We start from the raw sequence: 16,176 nt of genomic DNA on the forward strand, positions 1-16,176 counted from the left end.
CATGCCCACCACCGTCATCTGGGGCGAGAGCGACCGGATCGTGACGCGCGAGTACGGCCGCGCCTTCGCCGCCGCCATTCCGGGCGCCCGCTTCGAACTGCTCCCGACGACGGGGTACGTCCCGCAGATCGAGGCCCCCGCGCTGTTGCTGGACGCCCTCCGTCGGCGACGGTGCGAGGCGAGTTCACATCGCCTTGACATCGCCGTAACCCCTGGTGGGAGCGCCCGCCCCCATACTCGGCGCATTCTCAACGACGATGTGGATCCCTTCATCGGGACAGCCGCGACCAGCCTTCCGCCCGCGCGCGGGCCGGCGGCGTCGTGGTGGTTCCCGAAGCCGCTGGTCGGCAACACCCACCCGGGAGCGACGTCCCCGCTGGGCATGGTCTCGGCCTGCGCCTACTCCGGGGCCTACCCGACGGGCTACGGGCTCTACGACAAGGGCACCGAGGGCATGCCGGAGGAGATCTTCCCGCGGCTGCAGGCGTCTGGCTTCACGCACTTCCAGCAGTCGGGCACCGGCGCGATCCGCAAGTACTACAACTACATCCGGGTGACGCCCATGGTGCAGCCGCTCGACGACCTCGGCGAGGCCTGGGCCCTGCACGACGAGACCGCCGAACCCGGCTACTACGCGGCCACGCTGGGCACCGGCATCCGCTGCGAGCTCACGGTCGGCGAGAAGGTCGCCGTCCACCGCTACACGTTTCCCGAGAGCAGCAGCGCGCGACTCGTGGTCGACCTGTCGTGCGGTGGGCTCACCATCGAGCACGGCCGGACGGTCCCGCTGCGCGCCCAGGTGGAGAGCATGGGCCACGGGCGCGCGCAGGGCACGGTGGTGCTGGAAGGTGTGCCGCTGTCGGTGTACCTGGAGGTCAGCAGCCCGCGCTGGCGCCAGATGCTCTGGCACGACCGCAGGCTCGTCGAGGGCGGCACCCGCCTGGACTTCGACAGCATCCGCCCCACCACGCTGCGCCCGTTCGGACTGCTGTTCATGGGCCGGGCCCAGGCCGGTGAGACCGTCGAGGTACGCATCGGCTTCTCCCTGCGCGGCACCGAGCAGGCCCGCGAGAACCTGCGCAGGGAGTGCGGCGACACCACCCCGGCGTTCGCCGCGACCCGGGCCGGCACCAGCGCCCGCTGGGCCGACCATCTCGACCGGGTGCAGGTCGAGGGCGGTACCCCCGCCCGGCGGACGGTGCTGGGCACCGCGCTCTACCACTCGCTGATCAAGCCGTGCTTCGCCGACGACGAGAGCCCGTTCTGGCCGGCGTCGGGCCCGTTCGCGTTCGACGTCTGCACGATGTGGGACATCTACCGCACGCAGATCCCGCTGATGATGGCGATCACCCCCGACCGGGCCGCCGACCTGCTGGAGTCGCTGATCCGCGTGTCCGAGGAGGAGGGCAACTTCCCCATCGGGTACCGGATGGCCCGCGGCGCCGACCGGTTCTTCCGCCAGGCCAGCGCGCTGGCCCACACCGCGCTGGCCGACGCGCACGCCACCGGGCTCGGTGACATCGACTGGAGCTGGGCGCTCGTGCACATGGAGGCGGACCTGCGCCGCCTCTACGGGGAGAACTTCCTGACCGACGGCGTGGTGCACCCGATCACGCACACGCTCGACCTCGCCTACGGCCACCACTGCACGGCCCGGGTCGCCCGCGCGCTGGGCGACAAGCGGCTCGCCGACGAGCTGGAGGGACGCGGCCGGTGGTGGATCAACGCCTTCGACCAGGCCACCGGCCTGCTGAGCGATTCCGAGTACTACGAGGGCGGCAAGTGGAACTACTCGTTCCGGCTGTTGCACGACATGCGGGCCCGCATCAGGCTCGCGGGCGGCGACGCAGCGTTCGTCGCGATGCTCGACGCCTTCTTCGGCTTCGGCGCCGCTGCCGTGACCCAGCCCGGCCTGCACCCCTCCGCCACGGAGATGGCTGCTGGCTACGCCCTCAACCGGTTCGAGGGGCTCAACAACGAGCCGGACATGGAGGCGCCGTGGGCCTACCACTACGCAGGCCGGCCGGACCGCACGGCCGACGTCGTCCACGGCGCCCTGACCTGGCAGTACGGCACCGGAGCAGGCGGCATGCCCGGCAACGACGACTCCGGCGGCCTCAGCTCGTGGTACGTCTGGGCCTCGCTCGGGCTCTTCCCGGTCGCGGGCCAGAGCATGTTCCTCGTCAATGCACCGGCCTTTGCCCGGGCCGCACTGCGGGTCGACGGGGGTGAGTTCGTCATCGAAACCACCGGGCACCGCGAGACCCCCATCAGCGCGGACGGCATCGGGGAGACCCCCCGAGCGCAGTACGTGCAATCGGCGACGTTGAACGGACGGCCATGCGAAACGACCCACATCAGCGCGACGGACGTGCACCGCGGCGGGGTACTGCACCTGGAACTGGGCCCGGAGCCGTCACCATGGGGCCGATCAGCGCGCCCCCCATCGCTGTCCGACGGGCCCGCGCCGCGAGCGACGGCCTGACCTACCCGGAACGGCGGCTCGTGATCGTCGTGCGGGCCGACCCGGTGATCTGCGGCCACTCCGGAGAGGCCCGCAACCTCGCCGAGGTGGCCTTGACCAGGGGCTTCGACGACGTCCGGCTGCTCACCTGGCCCATCGCGACGCTGGCGGCGGCCGGGCTGCCGCTCAAGCCGCTCGACCGGCTGCAGCCCTACAGCGACGGCATCACCGTCGAGCGCCCCGATGCCGTGGGCGACTATCGCGTACCCGACGGCCGCCACCTCGCAGGCCTCACCGGCCGGCTGGTCGAGCTGCTCGCCGAACCGGTGCCGACGACGTGCCTGTCGATGTACCTGGCCCCGCACGCGAACGTGATCATGGACGCGGTCACGGCGACGCACGCTGCCGGGCTGCTGACCGACGTCCACACGATCGCGAAGGCGGTCGGCTCCGATGTCACCAACGTCATCCGCTCCTGCCTGCGCGAACGGCGCTTCGGCGCCGCCATCGCGCTGCTGACGACGTACCTGGCCAATGACGAGGTCGTGGCGGTCTCGGAGTACACCCGCGACGAGATCGTCCTGGCCGCGGAGGCCGTCGACGAGCACTGCGGCACCCTGTTCGCGCAGCAGTGCCGGGCCCGGGTCACCGTCAGCTACCCGCCGATCGACACCTCCGCCTACCTCGACCTCGATCCGCGGGCGGTGGACGCCACACTGGCCCGGCGCGGGCTCGACCGCGACGGGTACGTGCTGTTCCTCTCGCGCGTCACCAAGGCGAAGGGCGTGCACGACCTCGTGGCCGCCTACGCCACGTCGCGGGCCCGGGACCGCGTCAAGCTCGTCATCGCCGGCACCGGCCCGGCGCTGGCCGAGGTCCGCGCGCTGGCCGCTGGCGACGACCGCGTCGTGTTCCTCACCGACGTCGACGACGACGAGAAGCCGCCGCTGATGCGGGGCTGCATGACCTACGCCCTGCCGACGAAGGAGGAACCCGACTTCGTCGAGACGTTCGGCATTGCGCTGGCCGAGAAGCTGCTGGCGGGCGGCGGGCCCGTGATCACGACGCTGACCGGGGGCACCGGAGAGGCCGTCGGTGATGCCGCGGTGATCGTGCCGGCCGACGACATCCCCGCGCTCACCGCGGCACTCGACCGGGTGGTGCTGGAGATGTCCGAGCACGAGCGACGCTCACTCGAGCGACGCGGTCGCGAGCACGCGCTCGCCTTCGATCGGTTCCGCGTGTTCGACGACCTCTTCCGGCCGGAGGCGCCCCCACTGCGCAGGGCGCTGCACGACGACTGAGCGCGCCCGGCAGGTGGTCCGGAATGAGACACCGGGGTTCGCCGGAGTGCGGTACACCTTGGCCGCCACAGTGCTGCGGCCCGAGGAGACGTCGTGATCTTCATCGTCATCAGGATCGACATCCGCCCGGAGAAGAAGGACGACTTCCTCGCCGGGATCACGCGGTACTCGGCGCAGGTCCGGGAGGAGCCGGGCAACCTCGTCTTCAGCTGCTTCGCCAGCGTCGAGGAGCCCGACCGGTACGCGGTGCTCGCCAACTACGTGGACCAGGCGGCGGGCGAGGCGCACGTGTCGTCCGAGCACGCCAAGTGGTTCTTCGGCTGGCTGCCGTCGGTCGTCGCCTCCGTCCCGAAGATCGTCTACCAGGAGCTGCCGGATCCCGGCTGGTCGGAGATGGGCGAGGTCGTCATGGACTGAAGTGCACCGGGGCGCATCCGGGCGCGGGCGCAACGGCTTCAACGGCAGGGGTGCGCCCGCTACCCCGACCTCGCACACGTTCGCCCGACGTCGCACACCGCGGAACCCGTGCGAGGACTGGTGACGATGTGCGAAGACGACGCATAGCCGTTTGTTATGACGTCATGTGACATCGACGGGTACCGGACCTGGCGCTGCGGGGCGACCGTCATGGCATGACGACAACTGCCGAGCCCGCCCCGAACCACCGGGTCCGGTTCGGCGGCACGATCCACACGCTGGTGCCCGGACTGCTCGTCGCCGCAGCTGGCACGGCGGTCGCGTTCGCCGTGACCACCCTGCTGCCCGCGGTGAGCGCGCTCACCGCGGCCGTGGTGCTCGGCGTCGCGGTCGGGCAGTTCCTCCCCGACCGGGCCCGCGACGGCCTGGCATGGGCCACGAGGAAGTTCCTCCGGCTCGGGGTCGTGCTGCTCGGCCTGCAGCTCGGGTTGGGCGAGGTGTTCGGACTGGGCATCGGCACCGTGCTCGCCGTCGTGGCGACCGTGCTGATCGCGTTCTTCGGCACGCTGTTCGCCGCCCGCCGGATCGGGGTGTCCCCCGGGCTCGCGCTGATGGTCGCCACCGGCTTCTCCATCTGCGGCGCCTCCGCCATCGCCGCGATGGACAGCGTCACCGACACCGACAAGCGCGACGTCGCCACCGGCGTCACCCTGGTCACCCTCTACGGCAGCGCCGCGATCGCGCTCGTCCCCCTGATCGGGACGCGGCTGGGCCTGTCACCGGAGCACCTCGGCGCCTGGGCCGGGCTCAGCGTGCACGAGGTGGCACAGGTCGTGGCCGCCGCGTCACCGGCGGGCAGCGCCGCGGTGGCCGTCGCGGTCGTGGTCAAGCTGACGCGCGTGGTGCTGCTGGCGCCGATCGTGGCCGGCGTCAGCATCGCCCAGCGCCGCCGCCAGGGCGCCACCGCGGGTCCGGCAGCGGGTCCGGGGGTGGGGAAGCGGCCCCCCATCATCCCGCTGTTCGTGCTGGGCTTCCTGGCGCTGATGGCCGTGCGCACCACCGGCATCGTGCCCGACTCGCTCCTGTCCGCCACGAAGATCCTGACCACGCTGCTCTTCGCGGCCGCGCTGTTCGGGCTCGGTAGCGCCGTGCGCATCGGCGCCCTGCTGCGCACCGGAGGGCGCGGGCTCGCGCTCGGCGCGGTGTCCACCGTCCTCGTCGGCACCGTCGGACTGGCGGCGCTGGCGATCACCGGCGGGTACTGAACATCGCGACACCACTGGTCCGGCCCCCCACACCCAGCCGAAACCCATAACCTCAGGGCATGACAGCGCTTCCCGACGTCGAGTCGCTGCGGCTGCTGGTGCTCGTGGGTGAGCGGGGCAGCCTCACCAGCGCCGCGGCCGAGCTCGGCATCAGCCAGCCCGCCGCCAGCAAGCGGATGAACTCGCTGGAACGCCGGCTCGGCGTCCTGCTCCTCGACCGCACCCGCCGCGGTTCCTCGCTCACCGCATCCGGGCAGCTCGTCTGCGGGTGGGCAGCGCGAGTGCTCCAGGAGCTCGGGGTCCTGCTCGACGGCGTCGAGGTGCTGCGGGGGCAGCACGCGGCCCAGCTCACGGTGGCGGCGAGCCTCACCATCGCCGAGCACCTGCTCCCCCTGTGGCTGGGCCAGCTGCGCCGCTCCGATCCCGACGTGCGGGTCGGCCTGCAGGTGATGAACTCCACGCGCGTCTGCGAGGCCGTCCGCGCCGAGGCCGTGGTGCTCGGCTTCATCGAGTCCCCACACACCCCCGCGGGCCTGCACTCACGCGTGGTCGCCAACGACCGGCTGGTGCTGGTGGTCGCGCCGGAGCACCCGTGGGCCCGGCGCCGACGCCCGGTCGGTGCCGCCGAGCTCGCCCGCACCCCGATCATCAGCAGGGAACAGGGTTCCGGAACCCGCGACACCGCGGAACGGGCCGTCGCCCGCTGTGGGGAGCAGCTGATCGATCCGCTCCTGGAGCTGGGGTCCAGCGCCGCCGTCCGCAGCGCCGCGTTGGGCGGCGTCGGGCCGGCGCTGCTGAGCGAGCTGGTGGTCAGCGGGGACATCGCTGCCCATGCCCTCGTCGAGGTGGCGACCGAGGGGATCGACCTCGGCCGCTCGCTGCGCGCCGTCTGGCACGTCGGACGGCGCCCAGCCGGGGCCGCAGCCACCCTGATCGCGAACGCCCTGCGCGCACGCGGGCGATCCGGCTGACCACGGCAGAGCAATTGTTCTAGAACGTTTGCTCCGTTATCGTCGGACCATGGCCCGGCCACGCACCCACGACCTCGGTGCCCTCCTCGACGTCGCCGAGCGGATCGTGACGTCAGCGGGGCCGGCCGGCCTGACCCTGCGCAGGCTCGCGGCCGAGGCCGGCATCTCGAACGGCAGCATCTACCACTCGTTCTCGTCCAAGGAGGAGCTGCTGGCCAGGGTCTGGGCCCGGGCCGCCCGCCGGTTCCTGACCATCCTCGACGCTCGCGTCGCGGCGGCGACGGCAGGTGCGCCGACCGCGGCGGCGAGCGCGACCGAAGCGGTCGTCGCCGCGGCCCTGAGCCCCGTCGACTTCGCGATCGAGCACCCCGCAGCCGCGCGGCTGTTCTTCATGCAGCGCCGTGACCAGCTGCTGTCGGAGGATCTCCCGCCCGCGGCAGCCGACGAGCTCGAGGCGGTCCAGGGCACCTTCACAGCCCGGCTGATCACGCTCGCGCAGGCCCGCTGGAACCGCCGGGACCGGGTGGCCGTCGACGCGATCGCCGCCTGCGTCGTCGACGTTCCGGGTGGCCTCATGCAACGCAAGCTGCTCGCCGGAGCCGCGCTGGACGAGCAGACCAGGAACCAGATCGAGGCGGCCTGCCGGGCGATCCTCGCGCTGGAGCTCCCGCCCCACCTCCGGCGGAGCGCGAGCCCCGGCACACCACAGGAGGAAGGACGACGATGACAGAGCTCACCCAGCGCGACGGTGCCTACGTGCTACACCTCGGCACCGACGAGAACCGGTTCACCCTGGACTGGATCCAGCAGGTGCACGCCCATCTCGACGAAGTCGTCGACGCTCCGGCCCCGCTGGTCACCACGGCGAGCGGCAAGTTCTACTCCAACGGGCTCGACCTCGAACGGGTCCTCGCCAATGGCGACCGAATGGGCGAGTACATCGGGCGGGTGCACGAACTCTTCGCGCGCGTGCTGACACTGCCGGTTCCGACGATCGCCGCGATCTCGGGGCACGCTTTCGGAGCCGGCGCCATGCTGGCGATGGCGCACGACTGGCGCCTCATGCGCAGCGGCCGCGGGTACTTCTGTTTCCCGGAGGTCGACATCAAGATTCCGTTCACCCCGGGCATGGCCGCGCTGATCCAGGCCAAGATCACACCGCAGTCCGCGATCCTCGCGATGAGCACCGGGCAGCGGTTCGACGCAGCCGCCGCGGCCGCGGCCGGTCTCGTCGACGGAACCGCGGACGAGTCCGCGCTGCTGGCCACCGCGATCGCGCGGATCGCACCGCTGGCGGGCAAGGACACCGCGACGCTCGCCGCGATCAAGTCCACGATGTTCGCCGGAGCGATCGAGCACCTGCGCGCGCCCGCACACGCCGGCGACCCCCGCTGACCGAACGATCACCGGATTGCTGCTTCGCGACCCGGAGGGGCCCGGAAATCGATCTGTAACGACCTGCAGGCGGAAGTCGATTCGGGGGCACAGGCCATTTAGATACCTGAGACCAAATGGCCCTGCGGCACGCTCCCCTGTTGTACTGCAAATGCCGAAAGGGTCACCCCTCCATGACCATCGCCGGCGAAAAGTCGACGACCCAGAAACTCCCGCTCATCCGCAGAACGGGCATGGGCGACGCCGAGGTCACCTCGAAGATCGCCATCCAACCGGTCTTCGTCGACGACGGCGGGCGCCGCAAGCGCCTGCTCGTCGCCGCCGGCTACCTCGCGGCACTCGCGTGCGTCGGGTACATGGTCGTCGTCGCCATCAGCCTCACGGCCGGACCCGCGGGGCAGCTCTCCGACTTCACCGGCCCGCTCTCCGCGCTGGCGGCACCCGTGGCCACCGAGGTCGCGGATCCGCCTGAGGAGGTGGAGCCGACCAAGACACCCGAAGCGCCCGCAGCGCCGCTGCCTGCAGCCGTCCACCCCGTGGCGGCGGCCCCGATCCCGGCCGCGACCTCGGCGCCCGCCGTGGTGGTGCCGGTCGTCCCCGCCGCGACACCGGCGCCGGTCGTGCAGACGCCCGCGCCTGCGCCCGCCACGAGCCGACCGGCGCGCACCAGGGAACCCCGGGCATCGAGCACCCGACCGCCGAACAACGAACCAAACAATCCCCCCTCGACGCAGACCGAATCGCCCGCCGGACCGACCTCGGATCCCGCGGCCCCATGAGAAGGTCTCGTCGCCGCCTGCGGGTGCGGACGACCACGGTGTTCGCCAGCATCCTCATCACGGTCTTCGTCACGATCCTCGTCGTCGGCGGCTTCGCGTCCGCCGGTGGCGGCAACGACGCCGCGGGCGTCCACCCGCCCGTGGGCATCGACACGGTGCCTCCCGCGGTGCTGGACGGCGGACCGGTCGTCGACGCGACCAGGACACCCGTGACGTCCGCAGGGCTGCCGGCGAAGACCATCGCGCTCACCTTCGACGACGGCCCGGACCCGATCTGGACGCCCGAGGTGCTCGCGATCCTGCGGAAGTACGACATCCCCGCCACGTTCTTCGTCGTCGGCTCCAACGTGAGCCGCTACCCGGACATCGTGCGCGACATCCACGCCTCCGGCTCGGAGCTGGGCGTGCACACGTTCTCCCACCCGGACCTGGTGAACGTCTCGCGCTGGCGCCTCGACCGGGAGCTCGCCGAGACGCAGCTCGCGATCGCCGGCAGCGCGGGTGTCACGACCTACCTGCTGCGCCCGCCCTACTCGGCGTCGGCCGCGGCCATCGACAACCTCGGATACACCACCGTGCAGGCGGCCGGCCAGGACGGCTACATCTGCGTCTTCACCACGGCCGACAGCCTGGACTGGCAGCTGCCGGGCGTCCCGGCGGTCGTGCGCAACGCGACACCGGCACCCGACGCGGACGCGGGCTCGGTCGTCCTCATGCACGACGCCGGTGGGGACCGGTCCGAGACCGTTGCCGCGCTCGACACGTACATCCCGGCCATGAAGGCCGCGGGCTTCCGCTTCACCACCGTGACGGGCGGGCTGGGCAGGCCACCGGCCAACGTCGCCGCGTCCTCGCGCGACCAGCTGATGGGTAGCATCCTGCTCGGCACGCTGTCGGTCGCCACCACGGTCGTCAAGGCGCTGGCCTGGGTGCTGCTGCTGGTGGGCGTGCTCGTCGTGCTGCGCCTGCTGCTCATGGTGACCGCGGCCCGGCGCCACGCGCGCCTGCGCCGCAGCCCCGACTTCACGTGGGGGCCCGCCGTCGACTGGCCGGTCTCGGTGATCGTGCCCGCGTACAACGAGGCCAAGAACATCGAGGCCACCGTCCGGTCGATCCTCGCCAACGACCATCCCCTCGAGGTCGTGGTGGTCGACGACGGGTCCACCGACGGCACGGCCGACCTCGTCGAGGGTCTGCAGCTCGATCGCGTGCGGGTGATCCGGCAGGCCAACGCGGGCAAACCGGTGGCGCTCAACACCGGCGTGCGGGCGGCGCAGCACGGGCTCGTCATCATGATCGACGGCGACACCATCTTCGAACCCGACACGGTGCGGCTGCTCGTACAGCCCTTCGCCGACCCGTCCGTCGGCGCGGTGGCGGGCAACGTCAAGATCGCCAACCGGGACGCGCTCATCGGACGGCTGCAGCACATCGAGTACGTGGTCGGCTTCAACATCGACCGCAGGGTGCAGGACGCACACGGCTCGATCGCGACGATCCCGGGTGCGGCCGGGGCGTTCCGCAGGCAGGCGCTGCTCGACGTCGGCGGGCTCACCACCGACACGCTGGCCGAGGACACCGACGTCACGATCGCGCTCGGGCGGGCCGGGTGGCGGGTGGTGTTCGAGGACCGTGCGCGGGCCTGGACCGAGGCACCGGCCACCGTCTCGCAGCTGTGGCGGCAACGGTTCCGCTGGAGCTACGGCACGATGCAGGCCATCTGGAAGCACCGCGGCGCGATGCGCGAGCGGGGCACCTCCGGCCAGCTCGGACGGCGCGGCCTGGCCCACGTCGCCGTGTTCCACATCCTCTTGCCGCTCACCGCCCCGCTCGTGGACATCGGCTTCGTCTACGGCCTGCTCTTCGCGGACCCGGCCGCCACTCTCCTGCTGTGGCTGGTGATGCTGCTGCTGCAGCTGGCCGGAGCGCTGTACGCCTTCCACCTCGAGGGTGAGACCAAGGGCGCGCTGTGGGTGCTCCCGGTGCAGCAGGTGATCTACCGGCAGCTCATGTACCTGGTGCTCGTCCAGTCGATCATCAGCGCGGTCACGGGTGCGCGGGTGCGCTGGCAGCAGATGCACCGGATCGGCGTGCTCGGCGAGCTGCTACCGGGGGTGAACGCCGCCGCCACCCCGATGACACGACGTGCGTCCGTCCCGGTTCCGGCCGCACGCTCGGCAACCGCGGCGCCCGCGGCGCAGCGGCCGCCCGGGCCGCAGCGGCGGGAGAACTGGCTCGACGTGCTGCGGGTGGCCGCGCTGAGCCGCGTGGTGGCCTACAACGCCGTCGGGATCGGCTGGATGACCCTGATCTTCCCGTCGCTCGGCGTGATGTTCGCGATCGGCGGCTCGCTCATGGTGGCGTCGATGCGGCGCACCCCGGCGATCGACGTCATCGGACACCGGCTGCGTCGCCTGCTGCTGCCGCTGTGGTTGCTCGGCGCCGTGCTGGTGCCGCTGATGCTCTGGCAGGGCTGGGCGAGCGACAGCGTGGACAACCCGTTCCACCCGCAGAACCTGCTGTTCTGGGTGTTCCCCGTGCTGGACCCGCCCGGCAACACCTGGGCGGAGGGCATCACCACGGTGCTCTGGTACGTCCGCGCCTACCTCTGGTTCGTGCTGCTCACGCCGCTGATGCTGGGGGCGTACCGACGATGGCCGGTACTCGCGACGCTGGCCCCGCTGCTCGTCGTCGCGATCGACAGCGGGCTGAACCTCGGGGTGGAGTACGGGAGCGGGTTCGGGCGCGTCCTGATCGACTTCTGCACGTTCGCCACCTGCTGGATGCTGGGCTTCGCCCACCGCGACGGCACGCTGCGCCGCATGCGGCCCCAGGTGCTGACGGGGCTGGCGGTCGCCGCGATCGCGGCCGGCGGGGCCTGGACCTGGTTCCACCCGTCCCCGGTCGACGGCTACGACCTCACCGAGATCCCGCTCGGGCAGGCGCTGATCTCCGCGGGCGTCGTGCTGGTGCTGCTGCGGTTCTCGCCGAAGATCGCCTGGCTGGGGCGCGTACCCGTGCTCGGCAGGCTGATCACCATCATCAACGCGCGCGTGATCACGATCTACCTCACGCACAGCGCCGCGATCGTGGCTGCTCCGACGGTGATCGCGCTGCTCGGCTGGGAGTCTGCGGGCGCGCTGGTCGGCACGGCCGTCGGGCTCACCGTGCTCGTCGTGCTCGTGCTGGGGTGGGTCGAGGACCTGGCCGCGCGACGGCCACTCCAGATCATCCCCGGTGGGCGACGGGCGCGGCAGGCCCGGAACGCGGCGGCCTCCCGTCCCGCGGTGCCGTTCCTGGTGTCGGCATCGGCATCTGCGCCGAACGACGCCGCTCCCGCGACGGAGGAGATCCCGCGGCAGGCGCCGATCCCCCAGCAACGGGCTGCCCCCCAGCGTCCGCGGCAGCCGCGCGCCGTCGCGACCGGGCGAGGCCCCGCAGACCGCATCCCGGCACCGCGCACCGCACCACCGGTGATCCCCGCCCAGCCACCGCGAACGGCAGCACCCCGAACACCGGCACCCCGAACACCGGCACCCCGGACACCGGCACCCCGGATCCCGGCACCCCGGGTGCCGACGCGGCAGTCCGTGGCACCGCCGGCGACACCACCGACCACACCGATACCGATCATGCCGCTACCGGTCCGCGTGGCACCGGAGCCCGCACCGGCGGGTGGGCGGCACAGCCGGCGCGACGACGACTGGGAGACGGGCGCACCGTTGCAGGAAAGCCACTTTCCCGCCATGACGTTGCAGGAAAGTGGCTTTCCTGCAACCGGGCGGAACAGATGAGCCGGGAGCAACCGACGAGCCGCATCCCGCGGTGGTGCCTCGCGGTGGCCGTGGTGGTACTCACCGCCACCGCAGCCTGCGGGCAGGCAGAGAGCCCCGAGCTGACGGCCATGCCGATCCGACCGGCCCCGGACCCCACCACCTCCGGCACGGCCGCCACCATCCCGGCACCCACGACGTCGGACGCGACACCGCCGACCGTCGCGGCGCCGACCCAGAACGCGGGCCCGAAGCCGTCGACGAGCGCTGCCGCGGCACCACGCCCGTCCGTCACGCGTGCCGCCGGCCCGGCTCCCGCGCCCGATCTGCCCGCCGGACGCTCCTGGTCGGCGAGCATCACCTTCTACGGGGCAGGCGACAACGACCCGCCGGGCTCCCTCGCGATCGCCCACCCCATCGCGGGCCACGCGGAGGCGGGTGGCGCCGGCACCTACGCCGACCCGATCTCCATGGCCAGCGATGTGCGTGAGGTCGCCGTCGGCACCATCGTCTACTACCCACCGCTGCAGAAGTACTTCGTCATGGTGGACGACTGCGCGAGCTGCATCGAGGAGTGGAACGACTCCCGGCACCCACACCTCGACCTCTGGGCCGGCGACTTCAGCGGATCGGACTTCGTGGCCTGCGAGCACGCGCTGACCCCGGACGGCCCGGTCACGGTCGAGCTCGACCCGCCCGCGGGACGACCCGTCGACACGCGGCCGCTCTACGGCGACGGCGGCTGCCTCCGCTGACGTCGCACCGGGACGATGTCAGCCGAACCAGGTGGTGATCGCCTCCCGCAGGCGCACGCCGTCGGCGGGGTGGTGCGGCCCGGCGGCCCACACGATCGCCCCGTCGGCGCGGATCAGTGCCTCCGTGAGGTCGGGACGGGTGGGGGTGGCGCTGATGACGCGGAGGCCGTCGGCGGCAGAACGCGCCCGGTCGGCCGATGGGGTGATCAGCACGGCGTGCCCTTCGGTGGTGTGCTCGCTCAGGTGCCGGCGCACTCCTGACGTGGTCGTGAGTTCGAGGTCGGGGGCGAGCTTGCCGACCAGTGGGTGGTCTGTGGGCACGGCGTCGGCGACGGCGTAGCGGGTGTCGAGACCGGACAGCAGCCGCCCGAAGTAGCGGTTGACCTCGTCGATGTCCATGAGGTCGGAGACGATGTCGCGCAGGGCGTCGGTGTGCGGGCCGGGGCGCATCAGCGCCGACTGGGCGCGGGTGTTGTGCAGGACCGCGGCGCCTGCCGGGTGCCGCTCGGCCGAGTAGGTGTCGAGCAGGCCATCGGGTGCGGTCCCGCGGACCTGCCGGGCGAGCTTCCACCCGAGGTTCACCGCATCGAGCAGTCCCAGGTTGAGGCCCTGGCCGCCGGTGGGCGAGTGCACGTGCGCGGCGTCCCCGGCCAGCAGCACCCGCCCGCGCCGGTAGGTCGACGCCTGGAAGGCGGCGTCGGTGAACCGCAGCGCTTCCCGGACCTCGCCGAGGACGACGTCGACGCCGCCGGTCCGGCGGACACTGTCGCGCAGCTCCTCGGCCGTGACCGGGGACCGCCGGTCGGCCGGCAGGTGCAGCTCGTCGAACTCGAACGTGCCGACGGTGTCGGGGGCGAGCATGAGGAGGCCTCGGTCGGTCCGGCCCGGCGGCGGCAACGGCCGGGGCCCGTGGACGGCGACCGTCGCCCGCCGACCCACCATGATCGGTTCCGTGCCCGGGAAGGCGAACCCGGCGAGCTTACGGACCGTGCTTGAACCGCCGTCGCATCCGACGACGTAGCGGGCCCGGATCCGCCGGGGGGCTCCGTCGCTCTCGATGGTGAGCGTGACCGCGCTCCCGTCGTCCTGCAGCGCCGTGACCGCGGCTCCGCGGTCGATCACGACCCCGAGCCGAGCGGCGTGGTCGGCGAGCACGGCTTCCAGGTCGGGCTGCGCGATCAGCACGCCGCGCCTTTCGGGCTCGTCCTGACGCGTCGGATCGATCTTGTGCAGCCAGGCGAAGTGGTCCTTCTCGCTGCCATGGTCGCGCGCCTTGCGCTCGGCACCGTCCGGGTGGTGCTGCGCGATCGCGCCGGCCAGCCCGCGCCGGGCCAACGCCTCGGCAGCCAGCGGGCCGACGCCCCGCGCCCGCTGCCGGCCCGGAGGCGACGCCCGGCGCTCGACGACGACCGGCGACGCACCTGCCTGCGTGAGCTCGGCGGCGAGCAGCAACCCGACCGGGCCGGCCCCCACCACAACGACATCGGTGTCCACATCCCCGTCCACGACACGCTCCTTAACTTGTTCAGGCATGCCCGAGCGTGCCCTTAACTAGTTAATGTGTCAACGTCGACATCGGAGGAGGAGCCATGGCGCTCGATCGGACCAGCGCTGCACGAGCGGGGCTGGCACTCGTCTCGGACGTCGGCCTCGACAGCCTCACCGTGCGCCGACTCGCCGGCGAGCTCGGCGTCCGCGCCCCGGCGCTGTACTGGCACTTCACCGACAAGCGCGCCCTGCTCGACGAGATGACCCAGCTCCTGCTCGCGCCCGTCGTCGCAGGCCTGCAGCCCACACCGGGCCCGGCCGATCAGGTGTGGGAGTGGCTCGAACACGCCCTCGTCGCCGTCCATGAGGCACTCGGCGCACAGCGCGACGGAGCCCGGATCGCCATCAGCGCCGGGATCATGAGCACGCCGGCTCTCGGCACCCTGCTCGAACGGGTTGTCGGCGCGCTCCACGTGGCGGGGTTCGGTCTCGCCGACGCCACCCGGCTCGCCGGCCTCGCCCTCCAACTCGTCGTCGGCCGGACCGCGGAGGAGCAGACCCGTCCCGAGCCGGACGCGGAGTTGGCGATCGTGAACAGCGACGAGTTCCCCTACCCGCTCCTCGCAGCCGGCCTACGGGAGCGGCACACCGCCGGAGCGAGCGTCGCCGACGACTTCCGCTACGGCGTTCGGGTGCTGATCGCAGGCATCCGCGCCACAGCGCCGACGCTGAACTGCGCGGCCGCGACGACGCCACCGCCCGCTACACCGCCACCGCGCTGAAGATCCTTGCCTGATCACGCACCGGAGCGGGGCGCGCTCCCGCATTCCGTGGCCGCGCCGAAGCGGCCTCGGCCGGCCGGTGCGGGGTCGACGCCGCGCGCGAGCAGGCCGAGTCCGAGCCCGAACGACAGCCCGAACGGCACCCACCGGGAGATGTCGATGCCGGTCACCGGGGCCACGATCAGGACGAGCCCGCCGGCGATCGCGGCTGCCGCCGTCGTCCGCGCGTGCGTCCGCAGCGTGCACCGGACGAATCCGGCGTCAAGGATCAGCCCGAGACCGAACAGCACCGTCATGGCGCGCAGTTGCGCCGTCACCGGAGCGAAGGACACCCACTCCGCAGCGCGATCCTGGATGTGCCGGGCGACGTCGAGCCGGAGCACCGCTGCCCACAGGCCGATCAGGCACCCGGTGGCGAAGACGGTGTGCGCAGCGGCGGAGTACGCCCGCGCCCGTTCCGGGAGGTCCGGCCCGCGCAGCCGGTGCCGCAGCACGAAGGCGGGCAGCATCACGACCAGCGCGCCTGCGAAGAGCCAGCACGCGACGAGCACCGCTGTGCGGTTCCCCCCGAGCTCCGGCGGCCGCAGCATGAGCGCCGACGCCATCGCGGCGCACGCGCCGACCGCCATCGTCGAACCCGCGAGCACGAGTGCAGCGCGCATCGTTCCTCCAAGGCCGGCCCGGGGTGGGCCGCTGCACAGCACGACCGCCGACGTCGCCGACCGGTTGGGGCCGACCGGCGCTCGGCACGAGTCGGGCCGCGACCACCCCAACCGGACGCGA

General features: G+C 72.3%; 13 protein-coding genes. 11 read left to right on the plus strand and 2 right to left on the minus strand.

The features are described 5' to 3' along the window. Position 1: 1 nt before the first annotated feature. The 10 genes from ACFPFQ_RS34515 to ACFPFQ_RS34560 all read left to right on the plus strand — a co-directional run bounded on the left by ACFPFQ_RS34515 (position 2) and on the right by ACFPFQ_RS34560 (position 13,123). The gene (locus tag ACFPFQ_RS34515) at positions 2 to 2,485 is read left to right on the plus strand and encodes a GH92 family glycosyl hydrolase (RefSeq protein ID WP_379626563.1); all 2,484 of its coding nucleotides are present in this window, start codon (positions 2 to 4) and stop codon (positions 2,483 to 2,485) included. Beyond that, on the plus strand, positions 2,422 to 3,768 hold the full coding sequence (locus ACFPFQ_RS34520) for a glycosyltransferase (RefSeq protein ID WP_379626516.1): 1,347 nt from the start codon (positions 2,422 to 2,424) through the stop codon (positions 3,766 to 3,768). The genes ACFPFQ_RS34515 and ACFPFQ_RS34520 overlap by 64 nt, the downstream gene beginning before the upstream one ends. 93 nt (positions 3,769 to 3,861) lie before the next feature. Beyond that, complete coding sequence (locus ACFPFQ_RS34525; RefSeq protein WP_379626517.1) at positions 3,862 to 4,185, plus strand: putative quinol monooxygenase; 324 nt, start codon at positions 3,862 to 3,864, stop codon at positions 4,183 to 4,185. Positions 4,186 to 4,400: 215 nt separating this feature from the next. After that, the gene (locus ACFPFQ_RS34530) at positions 4,401 to 5,450 is read left to right on the plus strand and encodes a YeiH family protein (RefSeq protein ID WP_379626519.1); all 1,050 of its coding nucleotides are present in this window, start codon (positions 4,401 to 4,403) and stop codon (positions 5,448 to 5,450) included. A 59-nt stretch (positions 5,451 to 5,509) separates the two neighbouring features. After that, entirely contained in the window at positions 5,510 to 6,421 is a 912-nt protein-coding gene (locus ACFPFQ_RS34535) for a LysR family transcriptional regulator (protein WP_379626521.1), read from the plus strand. Between the two features lie 49 nt (positions 6,422 to 6,470). Next, positions 6,471 to 7,148, plus strand: coding sequence for a TetR/AcrR family transcriptional regulator (locus tag ACFPFQ_RS34540; RefSeq protein ID WP_379626523.1), 678 nt, complete (start codon positions 6,471 to 6,473; stop codon positions 7,146 to 7,148). Continuing rightward, positions 7,145 to 7,816, plus strand: a complete 672-nt coding sequence (locus ACFPFQ_RS34545) for an enoyl-CoA hydratase-related protein (RefSeq protein ID WP_379626525.1) — start codon at positions 7,145 to 7,147, stop codon at positions 7,814 to 7,816. The genes ACFPFQ_RS34540 and ACFPFQ_RS34545 overlap by 4 nt, the downstream gene beginning before the upstream one ends. Positions 7,817 to 7,989: 173 nt before the next feature. Further along, positions 7,990 to 8,595: a hypothetical protein gene (locus ACFPFQ_RS34550; protein WP_379626527.1), complete on the plus strand. Its 606-nt coding sequence runs from the start codon at positions 7,990 to 7,992 to the stop codon at positions 8,593 to 8,595. Next, complete coding sequence (locus tag ACFPFQ_RS34555) at positions 8,592 to 12,389, plus strand: glycosyltransferase (RefSeq protein ID WP_379626528.1); 3,798 nt, start codon at positions 8,592 to 8,594, stop codon at positions 12,387 to 12,389. Before ACFPFQ_RS34550 ends, ACFPFQ_RS34555 begins: the two co-directional genes overlap by 4 nt. 44 nt (positions 12,390 to 12,433) lie before the next feature. Then, positions 12,434 to 13,123, plus strand: a complete 690-nt coding sequence (locus ACFPFQ_RS34560; RefSeq protein ID WP_379626530.1) for a hypothetical protein — start codon at positions 12,434 to 12,436, stop codon at positions 13,121 to 13,123. An 18-nt stretch (positions 13,124 to 13,141) separates the two neighbouring features. On the opposite strand, the gene ACFPFQ_RS34565 is transcribed toward ACFPFQ_RS34560, so the two are convergent. After that, complete coding sequence (locus tag ACFPFQ_RS34565) at positions 13,142 to 14,629, minus strand: FAD-dependent monooxygenase (protein WP_379626532.1); 1,488 nt, start codon at positions 14,627 to 14,629, stop codon at positions 13,142 to 13,144. An 83-nt stretch (positions 14,630 to 14,712) separates the two neighbouring features. On the opposite strand from ACFPFQ_RS34565, the gene ACFPFQ_RS34570 reads away from it, so the two are divergent. Next, the gene (locus tag ACFPFQ_RS34570) at positions 14,713 to 15,393 is read left to right on the plus strand and encodes a TetR family transcriptional regulator (protein ID WP_379626533.1); all 681 of its coding nucleotides are present in this window, start codon (positions 14,713 to 14,715) and stop codon (positions 15,391 to 15,393) included. Positions 15,394 to 15,407: 14 nt separating this feature from the next. Here the strand turns inward: ACFPFQ_RS34570 and ACFPFQ_RS34575 are convergent, their stop codons facing one another. Beyond that, positions 15,408 to 16,055: a hypothetical protein gene (locus ACFPFQ_RS34575; RefSeq protein ID WP_379626535.1), complete on the minus strand. Its 648-nt coding sequence runs from the start codon at positions 16,053 to 16,055 to the stop codon at positions 15,408 to 15,410. Positions 16,056 to 16,176: the final 121 nt, after the last annotated feature.

Source organism: Pseudonocardia sp. GCM10023141, from assembly GCF_042653605.1.

Bases quoted from the DNA above. Each gene is read 5' to 3' on its own strand.
- ACFPFQ_RS34555 (WP_379626528.1), top strand. From the start codon at position 8,592: ATGAGAAGGTCTCGTCGCCGCCTGCGGGTGCGGACGACCACGGTGTTC.
- ACFPFQ_RS34540 (WP_379626523.1), top strand. From the start codon at position 6,471: ATGGCCCGGCCACGCACCCACGACCTCGGTGCCCTCCTCGACGTCGCC.
- ACFPFQ_RS34520 (WP_379626516.1), top strand. From the start codon at position 2,422: ATGGGGCCGATCAGCGCGCCCCCCATCGCTGTCCGACGGGCCCGCGCC.
- ACFPFQ_RS34535 (WP_379626521.1), top strand. From the start codon at position 5,510: ATGACAGCGCTTCCCGACGTCGAGTCGCTGCGGCTGCTGGTGCTCGTG.
- ACFPFQ_RS34545 (WP_379626525.1), top strand. From the start codon at position 7,145: ATGACAGAGCTCACCCAGCGCGACGGTGCCTACGTGCTACACCTCGGC.
- ACFPFQ_RS34550 (WP_379626527.1), top strand. From the start codon at position 7,990: ATGACCATCGCCGGCGAAAAGTCGACGACCCAGAAACTCCCGCTCATC.
- ACFPFQ_RS34570 (WP_379626533.1), top strand. From the start codon at position 14,713: ATGGCGCTCGATCGGACCAGCGCTGCACGAGCGGGGCTGGCACTCGTC.
- ACFPFQ_RS34515 (WP_379626563.1), top strand. From the start codon at position 2: ATGCCCACCACCGTCATCTGGGGCGAGAGCGACCGGATCGTGACGCGC.
- ACFPFQ_RS34575 (WP_379626535.1), bottom strand. From the start codon at position 16,055: ATGCGCGCTGCACTCGTGCTCGCGGGTTCGACGATGGCGGTCGGCGCG.
- ACFPFQ_RS34530 (WP_379626519.1), top strand. From the start codon at position 4,401: ATGACGACAACTGCCGAGCCCGCCCCGAACCACCGGGTCCGGTTCGGC.